The sequence below is a fragment of the Paraburkholderia sp. JHI2823 genome (assembly GCF_038900695.1).
Lineage (GTDB): Bacteria > Pseudomonadota > Gammaproteobacteria > Burkholderiales > Burkholderiaceae > Paraburkholderia > Paraburkholderia mimosarum.
Map to the genome: position 1 here is coordinate 23,362 of NZ_JAYMRY010000049.1, position 22,907 is coordinate 46,268.

Here is a 22,907-nt window from a genome sequence, read left to right on the forward strand (position 1 = left end):
ACGAAGGGCTACGAAGTTACCACTGGTATTGGTCCGGATCTGATGGACGGCGCCCAGGCCGCCGTCCCTGGACGATCAACGGGATTGTCGAGCGGCCTAACTGGGTCGTTTCCCTTTACTTTCCCCAAATCGTATTCAAGTGAGATCTTTCAAAACGGTTTTTCGCGGCTCGTCCGCCTTATTCGATAGCGACGGTGGTTGTACAAGCGCTGTCCGGCCGACTCGTCAGGCTGGACTCGACCCGTATCGGTCGATGGGTCTTAAGGAGCGAATGGCAGATCCCTATTCGTTGGTGCTAGGATCCAAAGACGACCACGCTGGAGACGAACATGGCCCGCGCTGAGAACACGCACAACGGCTTTGAATATTCAGTTCAAACGCTCCCGAAACAAGGCGTCGGCGGTGCGGATTTGCAGATATTCGGGTTCCACGGCTTCGTGCTTATCCCGAACGACACCGATGCTCAGCCCGCCACGCAAATTCCGGTTCAATGCCTTGAGGAAGAGGGCTACCGTCGCGAAAACTGGGCGTTGGATGCTGCCATTGATGAAGCAAAAGCCATCATCGACGGCAAGCGTCCACTGAAAGGCCCAACGGCGCTCCGTGGCGGCAGACTTATGCGGGCCTAAGAGGGGTGCTGGACGACACAGCCGCTGGACTGCTGCGGCGGTGGCTAACATGGCTTGGCCCGAAGACCTCGAATTCATGTGTATGAACCACGCCACCATTGTCAATGATGCGCCGGAACCCCGTGATGCGCTGGGATCTGCATCAGTGGGCCGCAACAGTCGCCGCTGCGGACCACCACGGCTTCGCAAACGAACAGGCAATGACACTGACGAAAGCCCTTCCCGCGCCCGTAGCCGCCGCGACCCTCGGCGCTATTGCACTGGCATAAGCAGACGATCACGATGATCGTGATCGGGTATGCCACAAGCTGAAGGCGCATCTCCATTGGGAAAACCGCAGCCACGGATGCAGTCTGGCCAGGTCAGCCCCGCCTTGAGCGGGGCTTTTAATTCTGGCTGCGCCATCAATGCCTATGGTGCAACCAGTCTCGCACGGGATGCGTGTCCAGCCAGCGGGATTGCGGATTCCTGTGATGTGCGCGTTTGTAGTGCTCTGCTACCAATATTGCAGCTATGGTCAGCGCCATCACCCCAAACAGCACACCCGTCATCGACTCGGCCATGGCAGCCTCCTTCCCAGGTCGCGGGCATGCTTGCATTTTAGGCGATGCGTTCGTGCAAACCGGCGTTTTGCGTCGTCCCTTTCATTCCGGAAAGACGTGGCGTTACCCGTCGATTGATACGTCGAACTGTGTCCGACAACCTGGACATTTGAACGGCTCGACCCTTGCGTCGACAATGCGGCGAGCGGTTGCTCCTCGCCGGCGAGGTAGCAGACCGGGCACGAAAACGCGTCGTACGATCGAAGTCGGTGCCACCGGTCGACGAAGTGCTGAATGTCGACAGGCTGGGTGCCGTTCGCCTCGAGGCGGTCGAGAAGCACGTGGAACAGAGCGGGGCTTTGCATTGAGACCTCCGCAGCGATTTTCGGCCATCGTAGCATCTGCGCACCAATGCGCGGCTGGTAGACCAGGAGTTCCACGCGCACGCCCCGCAGGATGTTCAGTGCTAGTGTAGTAGTGGGATTTCCCCAGTCATCCGGAGAACACGATGTCGTCAGAACCCGCCACAAAATCCGTCGAGCCACCTGCGACGCGAGACAAGCCGCCCCCGGGCGCGGCGCCTCAGACCGAGTCATCTGTACCGGACGCAGATAAAGAGGAGCCGGTACCGCACGAGCGCCCGCCTGTCCGGTCAGACGACAACTGACTATTTGCCGCTCCCTCGGCTTGACATCGGCCGAATGCGCTCTGCGTAACGGATCCACGCGTCGCGACGTGAAGCTGAAGGCGCATATTCGTATTTGCTCTCAACCACGAGTGGAGGAAAGCACATCAGAATGCGTTCGAGTTTCTTGGGCCGTTTTTGACGGACTGGTCGCCAAGGCACAGTTGTCTAGTTGATCTTGCAGAAATCCAGCACAATCAGGCCAGGTGAGTCATCGCATGCCGATTCCCAAAGGACATCTAATGGCTTTGAGTTTGCACATGGCTTTTGCCAGGAACGCCGCGGGTCAGGTAGTCGCCGCGAGCGACCTGCCGTCTATCGGTCAGGCAGGCTTCCTTTGCGTCGGCTGCGGTGGCGAGTTAACCCTGTACAGGCCGAACAACTCTCAGGCCAGCTTCAAGCATGCGCGCCCAGTCGCTTGCGAACTTGGCGCGCTGCGGGCGCTGCACGCGGCAGCCCTGCAACTGCTCGTCGAAAGCCGTTTTGTCGAAACTCCCCCGCTGACCCCGAGCGGTAATAGAGATGGCGGGCGCCGCATGATTGAAGAGTGGGGCGGCGAGGTGTCGGTGTGCACGAGGGTCGATGGCGTCCCGGTCGACCTGTACGCCGAGACACTGGCGGGTCCGCTTATCATCCAGGTCGCTATCAAACCGTTGTACGACGCAACGACCCGGCCCATTGTCCGTGCGCTCGGCTACGCAGCGCTGGAAATCTCGATACCGCAGCCGGACGAAGTCCTGAGCGTTGGCGATCTGCGGGAGGTGGTGCTGCACGGGCTTAAGAACAAGATATGGTTGTGGCACCCGGCGACCGGCAATCGGCTGGCGCAACCAGAGCGACGGCCGGTGGAAGTGGTGCTGCTCTTTGGCGAGGTGGAAAGACCGGCTGCGAGGCTGTCGATGCCCGTGGCAGTGCCGCCATGGGGGGTGCAGGCGGGCTCGCGATTGATGCGGCGTACCGTCAACTGCCCGTTGCCGAAAAGATCCGCTCGCTCGAGCAGCAGCTTGGCGTGCCCTGTGCGTGCTGGCCCGATGCCATCGGCATTGATGTGGTTGGCAAGGACTCTTTTGGACTGGGTGATCCGCGCATCTGGCAGGCGGACGTGTTTGGCAAGTTCGTGCACCCCCATGCCCAAGCCGCCAACGGCCGGAACTTCTCCATGCTGAAGGTGCTCGGCTGGCTATACATGCGCTGCGAAATCAACCCGGCGTTCGAGGATGCGGAGAAGATCGCGGTATATCAGTACCTGTGCGAGCTGACGGCACAGGGTTATCTGATGGATCTGCCTGACCAGCAATACAGGGTGCTGCCGGGACCGCATCCTGATGCGCGACCGTCGCTGAAGTGGAATCCGGATGCAAGGCTGACCGTCAGCGGCCTGCGAGTTTGCGCGGAGCGGGTGCGACTGGAGATCCCGGCCAACCGGGTCCATCGGCTCCTCGAATATTTTGAAGATGGTCATCCGGCAGTGCCGGTAGCGGCGTTCGTGCAGGACCTGATGCGCAGACTTCACGCTCCCGAGCGCAACATCGTAGCCCTATTGCACGAAGCCGCACTGATCCTCTGATAGCGCGCATATACAGTTTGCGCTCAGTGCGCAAACCTCAGTCCTCAAATGATTTCGGACTACTGATCTGATCAAAGATCAAAATTCGATAATGTTACTTATGCTAAATTAAATTAGGAATGCAAACGTTATCCATTGTCCTTGTTCATCTGCGCGGCACCATCCTTCGCCTGTGCGCGGACTGCTTCGTTCCTCGTAATGGACTCCGGGCTATCGTACTCCGCCTACGAGTGCCGGCGATGTTGGCATCAACGGCAAGATCATCCATATGGCGCACGACGAACTCCGGTTCGGCGGTGTCGAGCCACGCTGAATAGGCGTCTATCGCGTCATCAGACTGATGTTACTTACAAAGAGCTTTAACGCGTTGTAGCGCGCGGGTAGACAGCAACCAACTGATTTTGCACATTTTTATTTGGGGGATCAAGGCAAACCCACGCCTGGTCTGGGTGCGTCTAACCGGAAAATTGTTCGGAAATCAAAGTCACCCCCTATACCGCGCCGTCGACAAGGCCGGCAACACAGTTGACTTCCTGCCGCGAGCCAAACGGGACAGGGAATCGGCCCGACGGTACTTCGAGAAGGCCATCGAACAGAATGGCGTGCCCGACACCGGAACCATCGACAAAAGTGGTGCCAATCTGGCCGGGTTGCACGCCGTGAACGCCGCGCGGAAAACTTGCGTCAAGATTCGCCAGGTCAAGTACCTCAACAATATCGTGGAACAAGACCATCGGGCGATCAAGCGCCGCACCCGACCTTGTTGGGATTCAAGACATTTCGATGCACCCGGATCCTGCTGAGTGGAATCGAAGTCATGGACATCGAAAGGCCAGACGATCGATGGCGCTGTACCGAAGCGCTCAGTTGCCGAACGTTTGTATTTCCTAGCGATATGAGTTTCCCTATCTATATCGCCTCGTTATGTCCAGATTTCGTTACTGAGACAGATCCAAAAAAAATCCACTTTCGTCGCTTTAGGCTTCGACTTCATCGACGGCAATTCGCGTATTGCAGTTTCGACAAGTCCACATGGCTATCTCCGCCGCCGCTTTCGTCGCTGTTGGCGGTTGCCGGAGTTCTGAGGGTCGGCGTGGCAATTCAGGGCTCGTGTTCTTTAAGCAGCTTGTTAGCGAGGGCGCGCGCTGCCTCTCGCGCCCGCTCCTCACTTGGAAATTCGATTTCGGTTTCGTGCGGATCGTCCGAGTCAGGTTCGGCTCCCACTTCTCGCAGATGAACGATTCCGCGATAAGAGCCGGCAACCGTCTTCATCACACGAACTCGTGCGATGTGCGTGTGAGTTGCGTAGATCTCGTCTTCCACCACGATCTCCCATTCCCTTTTTCAAGGAATCGTAGCATGAGCCAATGGATTGACCGCTGCCACTTCGGTGACTGCAGCGATACGAGGCGCACCAAATGGAGCTTGCCTGAACTCGCCGCGCAATCGGCGTTCTGGACCGTCTCCAGCCATTGCACAAATAGCACCCGGGCTGTCTCTGGCAAGGCAGACCACCACACCACGCCCGAACACCGGCATGGCAGGCATCGAAGCGGAATCGACAGTCCCGGGTTCGCGCCCAGGGGCTGCGTGTTACTTCTGGAAGGTGCCGAGCAGTTCGGTGTGTGCCACCACATGGCCTGTCATCGCCGCCTCCAGTGCCGCCTTGATAGGCTGGTGAAGATCGGGCAGCACGGTGTCGAGCGCGTAGAGCTTGTGAAAATACCGATGACGGCCAACGGGCGGGCATGGGCCGCCATACGTAGTGCGATGGAAGTCGTTGGTGCCTTCAAGTGTGCCTGCCGGAAGTGCGACCGCTGTGACGCCTTCCTGAAAACCCGGCGCCGTCACCGGGATGTTGTAAAGCACCCAGTGGACCCATGTCATCCGTGGTGCGGCCGGGTCGGGCGCGTCGGGGTCGTCGACGATCAGCACGAGGCTTTTCGCATTGGCGGGTACCCCGGACCACGCGAGCGGCGGCGAGACGTCCGCGCCCTTGCAGGTGTAGCGCCGAGGAATTTCGGCCCCTTCATGGAAAGCTTGCGAGGTAAGGGTGAACGCCATGATGCGCTCCTCGGCGTCAGTCCGCGCCGCCATCTCAGTCTCAACGCGCCCTTCCAGGGTACCCCTCCACTGGGACGTAGACGGCACGACAGGGCTCTCTGATGCGGCGTGGACGGAATGACACGCTCCATCCATGTCGTTTCAGATCAACGAGACTCCCTTACTCTTTCCCACCACCGTTGATCCCGCTTCCGCTTCGCCATACCTGCTTTCCTCGTTCGGAGAGTTCGCCGCAGCTGTGCTCCGCGTCGCCCTCCGTCCCGTCTATCGCCATCTCACCGCCCGCCTGCTCCTGTGCCTTCTGCTTCTGCTTGTGCCTCGCTGCCACGGCTTCATCGTGCGACCTGCCTGCATAATTCAGGGTCATCTCGCCAACTCCTTCAAAAACCGGTCTCTGCGCCCCACCCAAGCTGCCCAGCGCGTGTCATTTCGCTAACGGCAATCCAGAATACCTGCGCCGTTAGTCCAATACATGATTTCCGTCCAGCCAGAGGGTCTTCTGTTTCCGCCGGAGGCCGCGCCTGTACTGTCGCAATGAAGCGCCGAACATGGCAGCCCCCTTTCCGGGCAGAATCGTTCTTATATTCTAGGTGACCATAAGAATATCGGGCATCTCCATCCGCTGTTGGACGGCTTGGGCATGTCGGCCAACGCAAGCTGCGGTGAAATTTTCGCCAGTTTCTCTTCAGACAATTCTCGGAGAAGATGATTTTCGACAGGAGAAGCGTGCCCGGACATACGTCATTACTGCAGCGGCTGAGTTTGCCGAAGACGACCCAACGACACGACGCGTCGCCCGCCTGGAATCCGAACTCGCAAAGCAGAGGTTGTGCGGGGATTCTGGAGTCTTCGAGCGAGAGACTGTATTGCTCCCGATCCGTACCAGTCTGGTATGTTGGATCGTCGCTCGGTCCCTCAGCGATGCGGCACAAATACACAGCGGCGCAGATACACATAGCCCGCGTACCCACGCGCGGATTCCACCACACGAACGCGTAAGAAGTGCGTTTTGGTACAAAATGCGAAATCGTTCATGATGATTTTCCGCGTGCGTTCAGTCGCGCCTGGCACTCCGGGTGAAATCGAACGAATGCGATCGAATCCGAATGTAACAACGAGAATCCGCAAGAACGACCCGGTGACTTCAGTCCGATAGGCTCAACGCTCCCTCAGTACGAACTCATGCCCGCGAATCTGATGAAACGGACGGGGGAGCGCCCGATTTCTCTCGCGCTTATCCGGCGACCCTCTGCGGCCGATACACATCGGCTGTAGCCATGGACAGCCCCGCCTACGGGATTGGTGAAAACATCTCGAATCCTGAATAGTCCGCCGGAGAGCGTTAGTGAAAATGTGGCGCCACCAATATCGACGTGTTTGCCGATGAGCGTCACCGCAAGACTCTCGGCGAGCTGGGCGATCTGCTGGCGTGGATGAAGTCGCACATTGACTTCGTAGCGCTCACGGCGGCTGTCGACACGATTGCCGCGCAACCGGTTAGGCCTCGGGACAGTCGTCCGTCGTACCCGACTGAAACCGCAATGGCCCCTGCCATGCTTTCGTGCTCGCACCAGCATCCCTTTCGAGAAGATGCAGGCGCAAAAAGGCATTGTCCCCTGCCAGCAGTGACGCGACTAACGCATCGCCAGGTCTCGTGCCTGGATTGAGCTTTTGTTCGCGACGATCGAGCAAAGCTCGCAAGGTTGATCGCACCGCGTCGGCGATTCCGTCCGTGCGACGTTTAGTTAAAAGTCATCGACTCGAGGCAGTCTGGCATGCGCCTGTTCCCTGGCAGGCCCGTAGCGTACACCCGAAGGCCTCGAGGATCCGCTCGATATACGGATTCTTGTTCGCGAACGGACCGAGACGTGCTTCGCGATGCGTAAGCATGGTTGCGTTGGCTTCAAACATGAGCACGCCAACCGGGTTGCTATAGAGCGCCCGTTACGCACGGCCGTCGCTTCTCTTCCATGACCGAAATGTTGGAGCGACGCGAAACCAGCCGTTAATCTGGTGGTCGACTTCAAATTTACATAAATAGTATTATAGAAGTTAAGTTCGCATTACTGATTGTACGCACGCCACGAGTCTTTTTCAGACGTGGAGATAGAAGATGATCTTGTTCAGGTTCATCGACGCGGCGAGTGTGGTCATTATATAGGGGATGACGACGTCGAACCCGGAGCGCGAGTGGGTGACGCTCCGCAGCTCGTGATACTGATCGACGGGGTGATTACCGACCGCGAGGTTATCGACGCGCTCCGAGTCTTCAGCGAAGCGCGGCGGGAAGAACGCCACGCGGTTGACGATGCCGCTGCCTCAACGATCGATTACGGCGCCTCCGCATGTTGATCCTGGAAATAAAAGGCGTCACGTGCGAATAAAAGCTGTGAGCGGCATCCGCGATGTTCTCGCGGCCTTTCGAGGAACCTCGCAACACACCGTTGCGTTTGCCATCAGCCGGCTGTTTGGAGATCTTCGCGCGTCGCTCTCCCGGCGCTAAGCGGCGACATCGAGCTGCGCTCTCACTTTAGCGAAGAAAGCTCGTCGCCCTGGACAGCAGTTGCTCGAATCGCCGAAACCACGGCATGTGTTTATCGCCGTCCGCCATACTCATAGTGACCGATAAACGCCCACCCACCGTTGCGATCCCCACAACAGGTATCGGTTCCACGTTCAGCAACAGGTAGGCTGCTCTGACACGGACACTCGACTTCGAATTGCTGAAGGGAAGCATTCCGAGGTTCGAAAGTACGGTCTGGTACCCGAGCTCGCAACGTATCGCCCCCCACAATGCCTGCATGTCCTCCTCGCTTCGGATGTTCGCTAGCATCGACCGCATTGCCTTGATGCTGTCGAGTAAGGGCGGCAATGTGCGCGCCTGATCCAGCTGAGTCCGCACGGTTCGCGCCGCCTCCCAGAAACAGTCGGTCTTACCTTCGGTGATCGAGGTGATACCGGATGTAATGTACAACCCGACATCGTCTTCAATTGAAGGCAAGTGGTGACGTGCATTGATGGGTGACAGACTGCGCCGCGATGGCCCTTCCTGGGCAAGGAGCGCGGCGGCTGTCAGGGCGCCGTGAAGGGTCGTATGTTCGTAACGGCAGCGCAAACCCAGTTCGTCGACGACATCGGGCGAGAGTGAAAACGTTGCGATGACAGGCTGTCGCGAGGGTATGTGACCAACTGTCGTCGAGACAGCGTCATACCGTGAAGCGGTCGAGCCGGGGGTGATCAGTTGCTCGCGGCTCATGCGCGCTGGCAGTGGGGCGCGAAGTTCACCCTGCACCGATTCCAGAATATCCCTTGTGAGATAAACGGCGGAGATACCGTCGCCAATGGCGTGATGAACGGCCAGTATCAAATGCGAAGTCGATTCGCCCTGAACAAGGCGTACGCGTATCAAGGGGCCTTTCTCCGCGTCAAAACGCGTATGGAGTTCGCGGGTCGCGGCACCCATCCATGCAGCCTCGCCTGTACCATGATCCAGTCGAAACGGGATGGGCTCGCCAGTCGCGACGAATCTCGGCCGTGTCCCAGGGTCGCAGACAATGCGGACGCGCAATGAAGGATGTCTTTGCTGAACCGCGGCCAACGCGGTCGGCCAAAAATCTCGGCCTGACGGAAGATTGTCGATCTCTGTCACCAGAAGAAAATGACGCGGCTCGACTCGATCGGTCGCCCAAAGGATCTGTTCGAAGGCGTCCAGTTCACGCGTCAGGACATGAGCCGACCCGTCCTGCATCGTGGTTTTTTGCTCGGTGTTTGACATATCGATTGAATGACGCTGGTGAATTCTTCAATTACTTCGACCTCGGCTGCTGAGGCAGTTATGCTGGAAAAAGGGCACAGCTATCCCACGATGCCAAGAACGAACGCATTCACGGCCAAAAGCAATAGAAGCAGGATCGCAGGCAGATAGCGTATGGCGACTGATCCGGCATCGCGCTTGTGCGAACCGGGCGTCGCATTGAACCTTGCTCGTTTTCTCATTTCGAAGGATTCTCGAAGCGGCGCGCGCAACGATAATGCACACCCCGCAGCGAGGCGCGCGTGGTCTCACGGCACAGCGTTGAAGGTTCCCGGCAACGAACAGCGTTGCCGTGTTCAGTAGGCAGCAGCCATCGACAGCAGCAGATAGCGCATGAGTTCGATTTCTTCATCGAGCGGCGCGTTCGGCGCGGCATTGTCGTCCGTCGACGGCGGCGCCGTATCTCCGTCGAGACATGCAGCAGTCGGCGCTTCCGGGGTGCAAGACGCATTGCCACCGCCCGGACCGCCGCGCCGAAGCAATCGGCTCAGCGCGCCGATCACGAGGGATCCTCGACGAGATGCGTTTCGTCGATCGGTATCCGCATATAGCGGCGGCCATTGTGGTCGGAAGCGGGCAGACGTCCGCCGCGCAGATTCACCTGCATCGCGGGGAACAGCAGTGCGGGCACCTTCAGCGTGAGATCGCGCGCAGTTCGCAACGCAACGAATTCGCTCTCGCTGATGCCGTCGCGCACATGAATATTGTGTTGCCGCTGCTCGCGGATCGTCGTCGAGAAGCGTACGTCACGCCCCGCAGGCGGGTAGTCGTGACAGACGAATACGCGAGTCGATTCGGGTAGTGCCAAAAGCCGCCGGATCGACGCGTAGAGCGTTTGCGCATCGCCACCCGGGAAATCGCAGCGTGCCGTGCCGAGGTCGGGCATGAACAGCGTATCGCCGACGAACAGCGCATCGCCAACCAGATAGGCCGTGTCGGCGGGCGTGTGTCCAGGAGTTGGAATCGCACGCGCCGTCATTGTGCCGATCGTGAATGCTTCCTCGGGGCCGAATAGATAATCAAAGCCGTGCTCATCGGCGAGATCGAATGTCATCGAGAACAGCGAGCGCACGTTGACGATGCGCTCGCTCGTTGCGATGGTGCCGCCCATGCGGCGCTTCAGTTCGACTGCGCCCGACAGATGATCCGCATGCGCATGCGTTTCGAGAATCCATCCGACGACGAGTTGCTTCTCGCCGATAAACGCGAGGATGCGATCGAGCGACGCAGTCGATGCGCGCCCCGACGCCGCGTCATAGTCCAGTACGGGGTCGATCACCGCGCAAGTCGAACCGGCGCCTGCATGAACGATGTGACTGACGGTGCCCGTTGCTGCATCATGAAAAGATTGAACGTGAGGGAACATAGCACTCCTGAAACGTGATTCACCGCATGCACGAAGCGCGCACGAGAAAGAACGTGCGTAGCGCGGCGGGCGCGGGCGCCGCTGCCGCGTGATCGACATAGCGTTCGATCTGCACGTGATCGAAACCCGCTTCGAAGCAGGCTTCGCGAAAAGTAGTCGATCCGTAGACGCGAAAACCGTGGCGGCTGAACGGCATCGACAGCGCCGCTTCGGGTGTCATCGCCGCGATCACCAGTTGCCCTTTGTCGCGCAGCACCCGGCGGATTTCCCGTAGGGCTGCCAGCAGGTCCGGCCAGAAGTAGACGCTGTTGATCGCGATGGCCTTGTCGAATGAGGCGTTCTCGTACGGAATGCTGGCGGCATCCGCCGTCGTCAGCGCGACGCGTCCGTGCGCGAGCAACATGGCGTTGCGTTCGCGAGCGGCGGTTGTCATCGTCGGCGATATGTCAAGGCCGACGAGCGTGAGCCGTGGCGCACGTGTCAGCACGGATTCGATATGGCCGCCGTTGCCCGGCCCGATCTCGACGATGCGTTCGTCCGCTTGCGGATCGAGCCTGGTGAAGGCCGCGTCGATCAACGCGGCGTTGACGCGCTCCATCATGCCGCCAACCGCGAGGCCGGTCTCGCCCGCAGGACACGCGAGGTGCGACATCAGGGTATCGATGTCGATGCCCGCGAGCGCGTCGCTGCTGCTATCGGTTCTGGAGGTCACCTTCGACTCCTTCTTCGTGCGGTTTCACGAAAAGCAACGACGACGCGAGGACGACGACAAAGTTGACAAGCAACGCGATCACAGCGGCATAGACAGGCATCGCGACTGCGCCGACGTGAATCGTGTAAGTAGCGGTCTTGAAGCCGTTCCCGGCAATCATCCACGTGCCGGTGCCCAGCCCGGCTATCCAGCCTGCCATCAGACTGCGTGCGCGCATGGCCGGCACGAACAGACCGAGCACGACAGCAGGCAAAGTCTGCGCAATCCACACCCCCCCGAGTAACTGCAACTGAATCGCGAACTGCACGGGCACGAACAGGACGAAACCCAGCGCCCCGAATTTGACGAACAGCGAGACCCGCTTCGCCACCCGGGTCTCGCGCGCCGCGCTGCAATGCGGCGCGAAATACGGCCGCCACACGTTGCGCGTGAACAGGTTAGCCGCAGCAATCGACATGATCGCGGCGGGCACCAGCGCGCCGATGCCGATCGCCGCGAACGCGACGCCGACGAACCACGAAGGGAAGTAGTGCAGGAAAAGTGCGAACACCGCGAAGTTCGGACCGTACTGCCGGAACTGATCGGCGTACTCGGGCATAGCGCCGACACCCGCTGCGAGCGCCATCACACCAAGCAGTGCTACGAAGGCGAGCAGCAGCGAATACGCGGGAAGCAAGGCCATGTTGCGCCGGATCACGCGATCCGATGAGGCGGAGAATGTTGCCGTCATCGAATGCGGATAAAGCAGCAATGCAAGCGCCGAGCCGAGCGCGAGTGTTGCATATGACGAGTAGCCGTTGAGGCTCGTGGCGTCCGGCGCTTTCAGCAGCAGCTTCGCTGCCGGCAACGCCGCGAACATGTGGCCGAAGCCGCCAAGCTGCGTCGGGATCACGATCAGTGTCCCGATGATCGTCGCGTAGATCAGCAAGTCCTTGACGACAGCGATCATTGCGGGCGCGCGCAATCCGCTCGACCACGTATAGACCGCGAGCACGCCGAACGCGACGAAAAGCGGCAGTTCGCCAAGCCACCCATGCGTCGGAAAACCGAGCGCGCCGAGCGTGACCTGAATGCCCACCAATTGCAGCGCGATGTACGGCATGGTCGCGAGCAAGCCCGTCAACGCAATCGCGAGCGCGAGGGGGCGACTGCCAAAGCGGTGTTCGATGTAGTCGGCGACGGTCACGTGGCCATGCTGGCGCGCAACGCGCCACAGGCGCGGCAAGACGAGAAAGCCGAGCGGAAACGTGATGATGGTGTAAGGCACCGCAAAGAAGCCCGTCGCTCCCGCCGCGAATACAAGCGCCGGCACGGCGACGAAGGTATAGGCGGTGTAAAGGTCGCCGCCGATCAGGAACCAGCTCATGACAGTGCCGAAGCGCCTGCCGGCGAGTCCCCATTCGTGAATGGCGCTGAGATCGCCGCGCCGCCATCGCGATGCCACCATGCCGAGCGCGCTCACGAGCGCAAAGAGTGCGACGAAGATACCTATGGACGTCACGTTCATGCGGCACCTTCTTGCGATCGCGCTGAGGCCTTGCGCACGGCGCGCGCATCGAGCAGGTAGGCCGCGCCCGTCAGCAGCGCGCCCGCGAGGACGCAGCCCGTTTGCCACCAGTAGAAGAATGGCCAGCCATCGAGCGTTGGTGTCACGCGGTTGTAGGAGGGCACGCAGAGCACGGCAACGATAGGTGTGGCAAGCAACAGTAGGGTCAGCCGGGTTGTCATCGGTCGAGATCCAGGTCGAAAACGGGGGTGAACGCACGTGAGTACGCATTGATGAGCGCAGCCAGTCTTTCGATGCCGCAATCGATCTGCTGCGGCAATACGGTCGCGAAGGACAAGCGCAGGAAGTGGTGGAGCGGATCGCGCGCAAAAAATGGCGCCCCGGGGACGAATGCAACGTTGAGGGCGAGCGCGTCTTCGAGCAGCGCCGCGCTGTCGATGTCGGGCGGCAACGCGAGCCAGATGAACATGCCGCCTTCGGGCACGTTCCAGTGCACACCTTCGGGCATATGCGCATCGAGTGCGGATAGCATCGCTGCGCATTGCTCACGATAGAAGCTGGCAAGTCGCGGCACATGGGTTGCGAGAAGGCCGCCGCGCATGGACTCGTAGACGATGCGTTGCGAAAGCGTCGAGCTGTGCAGATCCGCCGCCTGTTTGACCTGCACGAACTTTTTCTGGAGCGCACCCGGCACGATCATGTAGCCGACCCGCAGTCCAGGCGAGAGAACCTTTGAAAACGAGCCCAGGTAGATAACGTTGTCGGGCGCCAGCGAATGGATGGACGGCAACGACTGTCCGCCATCGAACGCGAGCGCGGCATAGGGATCGTCCTCGACGACGATGAGCCTCGTGCGCCGCGCAATCTCCGCAATCTTCCTGCGACGCTGGATCGGCAGGCGTGCACCCGTGGGGTTCTGGAAGTTCGGCTGCAGATACAACAGCGCCGCGCGCTCGGGTTCGACGTATTCGAGCGCCTTCGACACCATGCCGTGTTCGTCCGTCTGCACGCTCACGAATTCGGGTTCGTACAGCGAGAGCGACTGCAGCGCGCCGGGATACGTCGGACGCTCCACGAGCACCGCGCTTTGCGGATCGACGAGCACCTTGCCGATGAGGTCGAATGCCTGCTGCGAGCCGCTCGTGATCAGCACGTTCAATGGCGCGACGGGATGCTGGCTGCTCGAGTGCTCGCGCGCGATCCATTCGCGCAACGGTGCATAGCCTTCGGTCGCGCTGTACTGGAAGGCGTCGGCGCTGGAGGCATGTGTCGCCCGAGCGGATGCATCACGTAGCGCTGCGAGCGGAAAGGAGGCGGGTGACGGAACGCCGCCCGCAAACGAGATCATCTCGGGTCGTTCGGTAAGCTTGAGAATTTCACGAATCGCCGAACTGTTCAGCGACCGCGCACGTTGAGCGATACGCCTCTCGGCATGGGACAACGTATTTGCCATCTGATTGCTCCTTGAAGAGCATCATCGTAGACAGCAGGGAAACGATTAAAAAGATGGATCGCGGAGTAAAACTGTTTCCGTAGGGAAACGACAGGGATAACGACACAATCGGGCCCGCGCGACTTTCATGCGCTCGATTGAAGGATTGCTTGCGAAGGGACTCAGTCGTTCATCAAGGCGGGCAATGCTTCCGCGAGATAGTCGACGGTCACGCGCATTGCTTGCGTCATGCCGCGTTGCGACGAAAAGACGATACTGAGCGTGCCGCGTGGAATGTGCCAGTCTGGCAGGACACGCACGAGCCGGCCGTCCGCGAGTTCGGCCTTGCACATCGGCGCGGGCAGGGCGACGACGCCTAGCCCCGCCTGGGCGGCGAACTTCGCGAACGGCGCGTCGTTGCAGCGAATCCTCGGGTGATATGAAACGGTCGCGGTGCGGCCGTTCGACCCATGCAGCAACCACGTGCTGCCGGTATCGCGACGCGCCAGCTGCATGCCGGACACGCCATTCAGCTCATGCGGTTCGGTGGGCGGTCCGTTCGCGAAGAGCGTGGCGCTCGCGACGAGCACAACGCGCGTTTGCGCGACGGGGCGTGCAATCAGCGAGGAACTTTGCAACGGCTCCGTATGGCTGCGTAGCGCGATGTCATACCCTTCTTCAACGATGTCGACATAGCGGCTGGAGGTCAGCAGATCGATGTCGATTTTCGGATGCATGACGAGAAACGGCGGCAACACTTGATCGAGCGCCATGCGGACGATGCCAGCCGCGCACGTGATGCGCACGCGTCCGACCGGCTCCGTCAGGCGCGCTTGCGCGGCCTGCTCGGCATTGCGTACTTCGTTCATCACGCGCAGGCAGTGCGCGTGGAAGTCCACGCCTGCCTCGGTGAGCGAGAACTTGCGCGTCGTGCGGTTCGCGAGGCGCAGTCCCAGCGCCCGCTCCAACGCCTGCAAGCGTTTGCTAAGGGTGCCCTTGGGAATCCCGATCGCGTCGGCCGCGGCGGAAAAACCGCGTTTCTCGACCACGACCGAAAAATAATACAGATCATTGAGGTCGATCATGGCGATCGTTTCCGTGGTGAGACAATGAATCCATTCTAGACCGCTTTGAGGGCAGTTTTCGTCTTACGGAACGCTGAACGAAGTGGCACAGCGCGCCGTAGCGCGCCGACCGCGCGGATCACAGGATGCCGTTGCCGAGGCCACCGTCGACCTGGATCGTCGCGCCGTTGATATAACTTGCGCGGGGAGACGCCAGAAACGCGACCAGCGCGCCGAGTTCCTCAGGGCGGCCGAGGCGCCGCAAGGGTACGTCTTCAGCCAATTCCGCCAGCCCCTGCTGTTCGCTCTTGCCATCAGCGAGTTTCTGCTTGAGCGACGACTCGCGGATACGGTCGGTTAGTATCAGTCCCGGCGCCACGTTATTGACGGTGATGCCATTTCCGTTCGCCTCGCGTGACAGCAGCTTGGCGAGACCGACTACACCCATGCGCATGCTCGTAGACAGTATCGATCCTTGCACCGCGTGCCGCACCGAAAAGCTGACGATATTGATCACGCGGCCCTCGCCGGAACGGCGCAGATGTGGCAGCGCCAGGCGTGTGAAGCGCGCAATGCTCATGAAGCTGAGATCGAACGCCTGCTGCCACGCGGCATCGTCGAACGTGTCGAACGAGCCGAAGGGCGGACCTCCGGCGTTGTTGACGAGAACATCGAGCGAGCCAAAGCGGGCGATGGTATCGGCGATCGCATGCGACGCGTCGTCGGGACGCCGTACATCCACGGTGATCGCGTCCGCGTTCGTCACGCCCGCATCGCGTAGTTGCGCAAGCGCGTGCGCATGACGGCCGCCGTTCGACGACGCGATCATCACGTTCGCCCCTTCGCGTCCCAGTTCGATTGCGCTCGCCAGCCCGATTCCGCGCGATGCGCCTAGCACGAGCGCCGTTTTTCCAGACAGTTTCAGATCCATCATTACCTCTTATTTACAAGAACACGGGCAGTCTAGTTTCCGGCGATACTTGCATAAATGGTCGGTTTGGTAATGCTTGATTCCATTATTGAAACGACTGGTCGACGCGTTCGTCTGGGGATTGAACTTATGGACTGGAACAGATTGCGGTTTTTTGTTGCCGTCTATCGGCATCGCACGCTTGCGGGGGCTTCCCGCGAACTGAACAGCAATCCGCCCACGGTCAGCCGTCAACTCGCGGCGCTGGAGCATGAACTGAAGTCGAGGCTATTTCTGCGCACGCCCCGCGGCTATTTGCCGACAGACGTAGCCGATGCACTGATCGACGTCGCGATGCAGATGGAGAGCAGTGCGCTGGAACTCGAACGGCGCGTGGGCGGTGCAGACAGGTCGTTGAGCGGTGTGGTCCGTGTTGGCACGTCGGATGTGCTGGGCACCGGGTATGTGATACCGGCCATTGCATCAGTGCGTCGCGCATACCCGGAGATCCGCATCGAAGTGGATATCGCCTCGGCGTTTTCCCGGCTCGCGCAACGCGAGAACGACATCGTCGTACGTAACGTACGGCCGGAGCAGGCGTCCGCAATCGTGCGTCGTTTGCCCGGACTGACGAGTGCCCTGTATGCGAATCCAGCGTACCTGGCGAACTTCGAGACGCCGCGTGACATCGGCTTTCTCATTGCGCACGAGTTCGTAGCGCTCGTCGCGGGCGACGGGATACGCTGGTTTCCGCCGCTGCACGCGCTGCGCACCAGACTGCGGGTGCCGGGCGTGCAGGTGAACTCGATTCTCGCGCTCGTCGCCTCCTTACAAGGCGCGGTGGGCATCGGGGAATTGCCGGCCTATATAGGTGATGCCATCGCTGATCTCGTACGCGCGCTCCCCGATGTAGAGAGTGCCTACGATGTCTGGCTCGGCATGCATGCCGATTTTCATCGAACGGCGCGCGTACGTGCCGTCGTCGATATGATCGTTCAACAGTTTCAGGGCGGGAAGCTGGTTCGTTAGCGGGGTGGATGACCGCCAATCCGAAGGCAGCGCTGCAAAATACGGCGTGCGTCCCACGTGAGGATCGATACTTCACTTGCCACATGAACAGGAGGAAGCCTTGCAATGACAAGGGAGCGACTGTATGCACATCCGCGTCAGGAATGCAGATGCGCGACGTTCAGCGTGACGGGGAATCGGCCTTTGGCATTCGCCGTATGCTCGCGGGCGAGTTCGAAGAAAGCCTGACTGCACGGCGAGAGCGAGCGCCCCTTGAGCCAGACGAGATTCAGCGCACGCTCTATTCGCATGTCGGCCACTTCCAGTGTGCGCAGTTCGCCACGAGCAATTTCCTCACGGATACTGAGTGAGGATACGTAGGCCATGGTCTGTTGCGCGACAAGCATGCGCTTGATGGCCTCGGTGTCGCTCACCGACATCGAAGGTATCATCTCGAGCCCGGCGCGCTGATACGCGCATTCGACTACCGCTCGCGTACCCGACCCCGGTTCGCGCAGGATTACCGTCTGCGCTGCAAGATTGCGTGCAAGCAGTGGCCCGTTGCCTTGCCGATATGCCGGCGCGGCTGCGAGTACGATTTCGTCGGAGCCAATATATTGCGCATGCAGGCGTGCTTCGTCATATGGACCCTCGATGAAACCAAGCGTGAACTCGCTGTTACCGAGGCCGCTTATGACCTCCTGTGTATTGGTCACAGTCAGTTCGATGCCTACCTTCGGATAAAGCGTCGTGAATTCGGCGATCATCTGCGGCACGAGATACACACCGAGCGTTGCGCTCGCACCTATTTTCAGGTGTTCAGGGCTCAGGCCAGCGACTTCCTTCAATTCGGATCGCGCCGCTTCGGCGAGGGTGAAGATCCGGTCCGCGTAACCGAACAACAGTTTTCCTGCATAGGTAAGGGACACGCCCCGGGGCAGCCTGTCGAACAGCAGAACACCGAGACGCCCCTCCAGTTCCTTGACTTCGCGGCTAACGGCGGGCTGGCTCACCCGCAGGCGCCGAGCGCCGCCGCTCAAGCTGCCGGCACGGGCAACTTCGTAGAACGCAAACAGATGAGTGAAATTCATTGCCAACAGCCCGCGAATATCGCCGTGGCCGATTCTCGGTCCGAGATCCGATGATCAATGGCTTCCGACGCGATGGCCACAATGGTAGCGGCGATTCGTTTGCCATTGAAGGATTTTGTGCGAGCAATACTGTTTCCTCTGGGAAACGATCGACTTAAAAGAGGCTGCCAGACTCTGAAAACGAGTCGGGTATAACTCCAGGTCAGAGTAGGGGGTGCCTATTTTGTATTTTTCAGAATGCCTAACGATGAATAGCCTAGTCGCTCCGTTTAACACACCGGTGTCGACATGTCGTCCCTTTTCCCGAACCGCCCAGCATTGCGCAGCAAGAATCCGACTGGGCCTCGTTACCTTATTGGAGTGCTTCCCGGCATCGCGCTATGTATCGGCGTGTGCTTGATCGCATGGCTGCTGCAAGCGCTGCAAGCGCATCTATTCGGTCACGTGTGGCTTGAATCGCTCGTGCTCGCAATTCTCGTTGGCGCGCAGGTCCGCGTCATATGGACGCCAGGTGAGCGTTGGACGCGCGGAATTACGTTCAGCGCTAAAACCTTGCTGGAAACCTCTGTCGTGCTGCTCGGTGCATCGTTTAGTGCCGCCGCGTTGCAAGCGACCGGCATCAAGTTGCTGTCGGGCATTGTCGTGATTGTCGTCGCGGCCATCCTTGTCAGCTACGGAATCGGACGCGCACTCAAGTTGCCGCGGCGCATGGCGCTGCTGATCGCGTGCGGGAATTCAATCTGCGGAAATTCGGCCATCGCGGCTGTTGCGCCCGTGATCGGCGCAAGCCGTGACGATGTTGCTGCGTCGATCGCCTTCACGGCGGTGCTTGGTGTTGCGGTAGTGCTTGGATTGCCGCTGCTGTCCCCGGTTCTTCGTCTTAACGCGGTGCAATATGGGACATTGGCAGGTATGACCGTCTATGCGGTGCCACAGGTGTTTGCCGCGACCGTGCCGGTCTCAACCGTCAGTGTCCATATTGGCACGCTGGTCAAACTGGTGCGTGTGCTTATGCTCGGACCGGTGATGCTGCTCCTGTCGGCGCTTGCCCGTAGGCGTGATGCGAACACAGGAACGCCAGAGCAGGGCAACGACGGGACGACCCGGCCCGGTATGGTTCGTCTGACGAAGTTGGTGCCATGGTTTATCGTCGGCTTCGTTGTCATGGGCGCGGCACGCGCGACGGGGCTGATTCCGATGACGCTGTTGCAGCCGGCAAACCAGTCAGGCAGCGCGCTCACTGTCGTTTCAATGGCTGCGTTGGGTTTAGGTACCGATCTGCGAACCATCTCAAAGGCGGGGCCGCGCGTCACATTTGCGGTGATTCTTTCGATACTCGCGTTGGCGGCGATGAGTCTGGTGTTGATCAACATATTGCGGATTGCATGACGTTGCCGTTCGGCCGATATATCGACGAGCCGAATCCTGCAAGGGCGCAAGACTGGCTGGGGTTCGCGCACGGACGCGCGACAGGCGTTCGCACGCCTCGTGCTCCATTGTTTCCATGCGGAAACGGTTTTTTCCCGCAGCCTGCTTTTTCATGCGCTCGATCTTGCCTACGCTGTCGTTTGCCTGGAAGCGCGTCGACGGATGCCGGATGCCGTGCGAGTGTGGACAGGTCACGCTGGCGATCGCGAGGGGCGCCGCGAAGTCTTCCTTGTTCGAACGTCGCGCATGTCAGAGGAGTGTCGTTGATGTTTCCGTATGTCGAGACGTTTTACGATCCTTCGGCGGGCACGGTCAGCCACATTGTCTACGCCGGTTACGGCTCGCCGTGCGCCGTCATCGACCCGGTTCTCGATTTTGACGCCGCCATGTCGACACATTCGACCGAGCGCCTCGTCGCTTTCGTCGAGAAAAAGCGTCTGGAGGTTGAGTGGATACTTCAGACGCACGCGCATGCCGGTCATCTTTCGGGGGCGTCGGTGCTCAATGGCAGCGTCGGCGGAAAGACCGGCATTGGCCGCAGCATCGTCGACGTACGATCGATGCTTTCTGCGACGCTCGATCTGTCGAGCGAGCACGGTTTCGATCATCTGTTCGCCCCAGACGAGGTCTTCTTTATCGGCACGCTGCAGGCCCAAGTGCTTGCCATGCCCGAACCTACCCCGTTCGATGCCGCGTTCATGATCGAGGACGCGCTGTTCGTCGTCGATACGCTGTTCATGCCGGAAGTGGGAGCGTGGCGCCGGGTTTGCGTTCGTGGACCTGCAAGTCTGGCCTGGCATGCATGCCGATTTCCATCGAACGGCGCGCGTACGTGTCTTGGTCGCCAGGATCGTTAGCATGAAAATGCATGCCGGAGGCGGCGCTCCAGAGAATGGCCCTGGCGTCACGAAGCCTGAAGCGAAGCCCACATTGCTCCTGCTACGCGCGCCTGCTCGTCGGCGGAATTTGCTTTTCGACGCTCAACACGACCTTTCCAATATTCTTGCGATCTTCTATCCAGGCATGCGCGTCGCCAGCGCGTTCGAATGGGAACGTGCGGTCGACATGAGGCCGAATCCAACCGGCTTCGACTCCGCCAAGCAGTGACCTCATCCACGCTTGCAGTTTTGGGACCTCGTGCCACAGATGCCCCAGGTTGACGCCAAAGACTCCGCGATTGCGACTCATCAAACTGAGCGGATGAAACCACGGAGTGGCGGCGGCGAGTGCGAGCAAGCGTAGAGGGCCGGGCAACTGCGTGGTGGTGGCGCTGGAAATGCCAAAAATGCCGAGACGGCCTGTCGAGCGCAGGGCCGAGTAACTCTTCTTCCAATGGGAGCCACCGAGAGGGTCAATGATCAATTCAGCCCCAGCGCCCGAGGTAAGCCTCATGAATTCTTCCCTCCAGTCGCCACGAGTGTAGTCAATAGCGTGGTTCAGGCCGCGTTCGCGCAAGAATGCATGTTTAGTGGGACTTGCTGTCCCGTAGATCGTCGCGCCCAGGTGGCGTGCGATGTCGATCGCAGCCAAGCCGACGCCACCACCTGCGTTGTGGACCAGTACTGAGTCGCCGGCTGTCACCGCGCCCATCACCACCAGCAACTGCCATGCGGTGAGGTACTGGACGGGCAGCGCGACGGAATGCTCATAATCCAACGCGGCCGGCATGGCGAACACTTGCGATGCTGGAACCGTTACGGTGTCGGCATAGCCGCCGAAGTGGACGAGCGCGAACACATCCCGGCCAAGCCATTGCTTGTCGACCTCGCTGCCGAGTTGGTCGACGATTCCTGAAATTTCATAACCCACGACCATCGGTGGGCGCGGTGCATCTGGATACAGGCCGCGCCGGGCAAGGATATCGGCGAAGTTGATGCCGCAAGCCTTGACGCGAACGCGGACTTCGTCTGGTCGCGGATTCGGGTCTGGCGCTTCACGAACCTGGAGCTTCTCCGGTCCGCCATGACCCGTGATCACGATTTGTTTCATGGGCTGTTAATTCAAACGTACCTCGTTTAACTGATCCCCACGCTCAATTCGGTCATTCCTGCGTCGGTATAAAAGATCGCCGGACGCAGGTCGGATTATGATCGGATTTACTCCACTACGTTCTGGAATCGTTCCAGATCGATCAGGATTCGAAACCGGGTTGCTTCGAGCACTGTCCACTTTATCGCAAGAGGAGGGTCAAATGGTTGACTTCAAAAAGCCTCGCGCCATCGGCTTCAACCACGTGGCGCTGGAAGTCGACGATATCGAGGAAGCGCTGGCGTTCTATGGCCGCATCTTCGACTTTCAGCTGCGTGGCAAGAGCAAGACAATGGCCTTTATCGATCTTGGCGACCAATTCATCGCGTTGCAGGCAGGACGCAAACAGCCCGCCGATGACGGCCGGCATGTCGGCCTCGTGGTGGATGACAAGCAGGCGGCGCTCGCGGCTCTCAAGGCGGCGGGGGTCGAGCCGATCGACGGTCCGTTTCTGGATTTCCGCGACCCATGGGGCAATCGCATCGAGATCGTGGGCTATAACAATATCCAGTTCACCAAGGCTCCGAACGTTCTGCGGGGTATGGGCCTGACGCATCTGACGAAGAACGAAAGCGCGAAAAAGGAGCTGGCGGAAAAAGGCATGGCGGAGAGTTAGAGCGAGCGTGACGACCGACGTTCAGATACGTCCGAATTCGAGTTGCGCGTTAATGCCGCCGTAGCCTCCTTTCGGCTTGTTCACGGACTGCGCCATACCCGTCGCGCGCCTTCCGGCGGCGCAGTGTTCGAGAAGAAATATGAGGCGCGTTTTCACCAGCCCATCCTGATGTACGCACCGTTTTCGTCCGACGCCACACTCGCTTCTAGGAAGCACGTATCGCATTTAACATAATACTAATTATCGCAGTTTTTATTGTTACGGCTTTTTAGAAATGTCCGGTTCTGGCTCATTAGAAATGTCCGATTCCTGTCCCAGTTGACGCGCACGCTCGCGTGAGGCGTCGACCAGGGGCGAACCATGAACGGACGTGAGCTGATCACGGCAAGCATGCGCGAACTCGAGCGGGTCAAGGTCATCGAGGCGGTCGTTGAAGGCCGCCTG

General features: G+C 59.8%; 24 protein-coding genes and 1 pseudogene. 8 read left to right on the top strand and 17 right to left on the bottom strand.

Going from position 1 to position 22,907, the window contains the following annotated elements:
• Nucleotides 1-329 precede the first annotated feature (329 nt).
• Entirely contained in the window at nucleotides 330-629 is a 300-nt protein-coding gene (locus VSR34_RS33025) for a hypothetical protein (protein WP_342964599.1), read from the top strand.
• A gap of 404 nt (nucleotides 630-1,033) precedes the next feature.
• Here the strand turns inward: VSR34_RS33025 and VSR34_RS33030 are convergent, their stop codons facing one another.
• Nucleotides 1,034-1,192, bottom strand: a complete 159-nt coding sequence (locus VSR34_RS33030) for a hypothetical protein (protein ID WP_342964600.1) — start codon at nucleotides 1,190-1,192, stop codon at nucleotides 1,034-1,036.
• Between the two features lie 882 nt (nucleotides 1,193-2,074).
• Between VSR34_RS33030 and VSR34_RS33035 the strand changes: the two genes are divergently transcribed.
• From VSR34_RS33035 to VSR34_RS33045, 3 genes and pseudogenes are all read left to right on the top strand, one after another.
• Complete coding sequence (locus tag VSR34_RS33035) at nucleotides 2,075-3,022, top strand: hypothetical protein (protein WP_342964601.1); 948 nt, start codon at nucleotides 2,075-2,077, stop codon at nucleotides 3,020-3,022.
• Complete coding sequence (locus VSR34_RS33040) at nucleotides 3,016-3,423, top strand: hypothetical protein (RefSeq protein WP_342964602.1); 408 nt, start codon at nucleotides 3,016-3,018, stop codon at nucleotides 3,421-3,423. Before VSR34_RS33035 ends, VSR34_RS33040 begins: the two co-directional genes overlap by 7 nt.
• 491 nt (nucleotides 3,424-3,914) lie before the next feature.
• Nucleotides 3,915-4,322: pseudogene (locus VSR34_RS33045) on the top strand (DDE-type integrase/transposase/recombinase); the annotation flags it as partial.
• A 202-nt stretch (nucleotides 4,323-4,524) separates the two neighbouring features.
• On the opposite strand, the gene VSR34_RS33050 reads toward VSR34_RS33045, so the two are convergent.
• The 13 genes from VSR34_RS33050 to VSR34_RS33110 form a co-directional block, all read right to left on the bottom strand.
• The gene (locus VSR34_RS33050; RefSeq protein ID WP_342964603.1) at nucleotides 4,525-4,746 is read right to left on the bottom strand and encodes a hypothetical protein; all 222 of its coding nucleotides are present in this window, start codon (nucleotides 4,744-4,746) and stop codon (nucleotides 4,525-4,527) included.
• A gap of 270 nt (nucleotides 4,747-5,016) precedes the next feature.
• Nucleotides 5,017-5,487 (bottom strand): YbhB/YbcL family Raf kinase inhibitor-like protein, encoded by a 471-nt coding sequence (locus tag VSR34_RS33055; protein ID WP_342964604.1) that lies wholly within the window; start codon nucleotides 5,485-5,487, stop codon nucleotides 5,017-5,019.
• 160 nt (nucleotides 5,488-5,647) lie between these two features.
• The gene (locus VSR34_RS33060; protein ID WP_342964605.1) at nucleotides 5,648-5,854 is read right to left on the bottom strand and encodes a hypothetical protein; all 207 of its coding nucleotides are present in this window, start codon (nucleotides 5,852-5,854) and stop codon (nucleotides 5,648-5,650) included.
• Nucleotides 5,855-7,581: 1,727 nt separating this feature from the next.
• Nucleotides 7,582-7,785 carry a hypothetical protein gene (locus VSR34_RS33065; protein ID WP_342964606.1) on the bottom strand — a complete coding sequence of 68 codons (204 nt, stop codon included), beginning with the start codon at nucleotides 7,783-7,785 and terminating at the stop codon, nucleotides 7,582-7,584.
• A 232-nt stretch (nucleotides 7,786-8,017) separates the two neighbouring features.
• Nucleotides 8,018-9,262: a condensation domain-containing protein gene (locus VSR34_RS33070; protein ID WP_342964607.1), complete on the bottom strand. Its 1,245-nt coding sequence runs from the start codon at nucleotides 9,260-9,262 to the stop codon at nucleotides 8,018-8,020.
• A 335-nt stretch (nucleotides 9,263-9,597) separates the two neighbouring features.
• Nucleotides 9,598-9,804, bottom strand: a complete 207-nt coding sequence (locus VSR34_RS33075) for a hypothetical protein (RefSeq protein WP_342964608.1) — start codon at nucleotides 9,802-9,804, stop codon at nucleotides 9,598-9,600.
• Nucleotides 9,801-10,667, bottom strand: a complete 867-nt coding sequence (locus tag VSR34_RS33080) for an MBL fold metallo-hydrolase (protein WP_342964609.1) — start codon at nucleotides 10,665-10,667, stop codon at nucleotides 9,801-9,803. The genes VSR34_RS33075 and VSR34_RS33080 overlap by 4 nt, the downstream gene beginning before the upstream one ends.
• 19 nt (nucleotides 10,668-10,686) lie before the next feature.
• Complete coding sequence (locus tag VSR34_RS33085; protein ID WP_342964610.1) at nucleotides 10,687-11,379, bottom strand: class I SAM-dependent methyltransferase; 693 nt, start codon at nucleotides 11,377-11,379, stop codon at nucleotides 10,687-10,689.
• Nucleotides 11,360-12,886 carry a sodium:solute symporter gene (locus VSR34_RS33090; RefSeq protein WP_342964611.1) on the bottom strand — a complete coding sequence of 509 codons (1,527 nt, stop codon included), beginning with the start codon at nucleotides 12,884-12,886 and terminating at the stop codon, nucleotides 11,360-11,362. The genes VSR34_RS33085 and VSR34_RS33090 overlap by 20 nt, the downstream gene beginning before the upstream one ends.
• Nucleotides 12,883-13,107 (bottom strand): DUF3311 domain-containing protein, encoded by a 225-nt coding sequence (locus VSR34_RS33095; protein ID WP_342964612.1) that lies wholly within the window; start codon nucleotides 13,105-13,107, stop codon nucleotides 12,883-12,885. Before VSR34_RS33095 ends, VSR34_RS33090 begins: the two co-directional genes overlap by 4 nt.
• Complete coding sequence (locus VSR34_RS33100) at nucleotides 13,104-14,339, bottom strand: PLP-dependent aminotransferase family protein (RefSeq protein ID WP_342964613.1); 1,236 nt, start codon at nucleotides 14,337-14,339, stop codon at nucleotides 13,104-13,106. The genes VSR34_RS33095 and VSR34_RS33100 overlap by 4 nt, the downstream gene beginning before the upstream one ends.
• 161 nt (nucleotides 14,340-14,500) lie before the next feature.
• A complete protein-coding gene (locus VSR34_RS33105) occupies nucleotides 14,501-15,403 on the bottom strand; it encodes a LysR substrate-binding domain-containing protein (RefSeq protein ID WP_342964614.1) in 903 nt (300 codons plus the stop codon).
• 118 nt (nucleotides 15,404-15,521) lie between these two features.
• Complete coding sequence (locus tag VSR34_RS33110; RefSeq protein WP_342964615.1) at nucleotides 15,522-16,316, bottom strand: SDR family oxidoreductase; 795 nt, start codon at nucleotides 16,314-16,316, stop codon at nucleotides 15,522-15,524.
• A gap of 54 nt (nucleotides 16,317-16,370) precedes the next feature.
• On the opposite strand from VSR34_RS33110, the gene VSR34_RS33115 reads away from it, so the two are divergent.
• Complete coding sequence (locus tag VSR34_RS33115; protein ID WP_342964616.1) at nucleotides 16,371-17,321, top strand: LysR family transcriptional regulator; 951 nt, start codon at nucleotides 16,371-16,373, stop codon at nucleotides 17,319-17,321.
• 137 nt (nucleotides 17,322-17,458) lie between these two features.
• Here the strand turns inward: VSR34_RS33115 and VSR34_RS33120 are convergent, their stop codons facing one another.
• Nucleotides 17,459-18,391, bottom strand: coding sequence for a LysR substrate-binding domain-containing protein (locus VSR34_RS33120; RefSeq protein WP_342964617.1), 933 nt, complete (start codon nucleotides 18,389-18,391; stop codon nucleotides 17,459-17,461).
• Between the two features lie 288 nt (nucleotides 18,392-18,679).
• Here VSR34_RS33120 and VSR34_RS33125 point away from each other — a divergent pair, with 288 nt between their 5' ends.
• Together VSR34_RS33125 and VSR34_RS33130 are read left to right on the top strand one after the other, a co-directional pair.
• Nucleotides 18,680-19,780 (top strand): putative sulfate exporter family transporter, encoded by a 1,101-nt coding sequence (locus tag VSR34_RS33125; RefSeq protein WP_342964618.1) that lies wholly within the window; start codon nucleotides 18,680-18,682, stop codon nucleotides 19,778-19,780.
• Between the two features lie 305 nt (nucleotides 19,781-20,085).
• Entirely contained in the window at nucleotides 20,086-20,676 is a 591-nt protein-coding gene (locus VSR34_RS33130) for an MBL fold metallo-hydrolase (protein ID WP_342964619.1), read from the top strand.
• Between the two features lie 82 nt (nucleotides 20,677-20,758).
• Here the strand turns inward: VSR34_RS33130 and VSR34_RS33135 are convergent, their stop codons facing one another.
• Complete coding sequence (locus VSR34_RS33135) at nucleotides 20,759-21,808, bottom strand: medium chain dehydrogenase/reductase family protein (RefSeq protein WP_342964620.1); 1,050 nt, start codon at nucleotides 21,806-21,808, stop codon at nucleotides 20,759-20,761.
• Between the two features lie 202 nt (nucleotides 21,809-22,010).
• Here VSR34_RS33135 and VSR34_RS33140 point away from each other — a divergent pair, with 202 nt between their 5' ends.
• Complete coding sequence (locus tag VSR34_RS33140) at nucleotides 22,011-22,463, top strand: VOC family protein (RefSeq protein WP_176125026.1); 453 nt, start codon at nucleotides 22,011-22,013, stop codon at nucleotides 22,461-22,463.
• Nucleotides 22,464-22,721: 258 nt separating this feature from the next.
• On the opposite strand, the gene VSR34_RS33145 is transcribed toward VSR34_RS33140, so the two are convergent.
• Nucleotides 22,722-22,907, bottom strand: a 186-nt coding sequence (locus VSR34_RS33145) for a hypothetical protein (RefSeq protein ID WP_342964621.1), incomplete at its 5' end; no start/stop codon positions are given.

Excerpts from the sequence above, each read along its gene's own strand:
- VSR34_RS33025 (WP_342964599.1), top strand. The coding sequence starts at position 330 with ATGGCCCGCGCTGAGAACACGCACAACGGCTTTGAATATTCAGTTCAA.
- VSR34_RS33030 (WP_342964600.1), bottom strand. The coding sequence starts at position 1,192 with ATGGCCGAGTCGATGACGGGTGTGCTGTTTGGGGTGATGGCGCTGACC.
- VSR34_RS33035 (WP_342964601.1), top strand. The coding sequence starts at position 2,075 with ATGCCGATTCCCAAAGGACATCTAATGGCTTTGAGTTTGCACATGGCT.
- VSR34_RS33040 (WP_342964602.1), top strand. The coding sequence starts at position 3,016 with ATGCTGAAGGTGCTCGGCTGGCTATACATGCGCTGCGAAATCAACCCG.
- VSR34_RS33055 (WP_342964604.1), bottom strand. The coding sequence starts at position 5,487 with ATGGCGTTCACCCTTACCTCGCAAGCTTTCCATGAAGGGGCCGAAATT.
- VSR34_RS33060 (WP_342964605.1), bottom strand. The coding sequence starts at position 5,854 with ATGACCCTGAATTATGCAGGCAGGTCGCACGATGAAGCCGTGGCAGCG.
- VSR34_RS33070 (WP_342964607.1), bottom strand. The coding sequence starts at position 9,262 with ATGTCAAACACCGAGCAAAAAACCACGATGCAGGACGGGTCGGCTCAT.
- VSR34_RS33080 (WP_342964609.1), bottom strand. The coding sequence starts at position 10,667 with ATGTTCCCTCACGTTCAATCTTTTCATGATGCAGCAACGGGCACCGTC.
- VSR34_RS33090 (WP_342964611.1), bottom strand. The coding sequence starts at position 12,886 with ATGAACGTGACGTCCATAGGTATCTTCGTCGCACTCTTTGCGCTCGTG.
- VSR34_RS33095 (WP_342964612.1), bottom strand. The coding sequence starts at position 13,107 with ATGACAACCCGGCTGACCCTACTGTTGCTTGCCACACCTATCGTTGCC.
- VSR34_RS33100 (WP_342964613.1), bottom strand. The coding sequence starts at position 14,339 with ATGGCAAATACGTTGTCCCATGCCGAGAGGCGTATCGCTCAACGTGCG.
- VSR34_RS33105 (WP_342964614.1), bottom strand. The coding sequence starts at position 15,403 with ATGATCGACCTCAATGATCTGTATTATTTTTCGGTCGTGGTCGAGAAA.
- VSR34_RS33110 (WP_342964615.1), bottom strand. The coding sequence starts at position 16,316 with ATGATGGATCTGAAACTGTCTGGAAAAACGGCGCTCGTGCTAGGCGCA.
- VSR34_RS33115 (WP_342964616.1), top strand. The coding sequence starts at position 16,371 with ATGGTCGGTTTGGTAATGCTTGATTCCATTATTGAAACGACTGGTCGA.
- VSR34_RS33120 (WP_342964617.1), bottom strand. The coding sequence starts at position 18,391 with ATGAATTTCACTCATCTGTTTGCGTTCTACGAAGTTGCCCGTGCCGGC.
- VSR34_RS33125 (WP_342964618.1), top strand. The coding sequence starts at position 18,680 with ATGTCGTCCCTTTTCCCGAACCGCCCAGCATTGCGCAGCAAGAATCCG.
- VSR34_RS33130 (WP_342964619.1), top strand. The coding sequence starts at position 20,086 with ATGTTTCCGTATGTCGAGACGTTTTACGATCCTTCGGCGGGCACGGTC.
- VSR34_RS33135 (WP_342964620.1), bottom strand. The coding sequence starts at position 21,808 with ATGAAACAAATCGTGATCACGGGTCATGGCGGACCGGAGAAGCTCCAG.
- VSR34_RS33140 (WP_176125026.1), top strand. The coding sequence starts at position 22,011 with ATGGTTGACTTCAAAAAGCCTCGCGCCATCGGCTTCAACCACGTGGCG.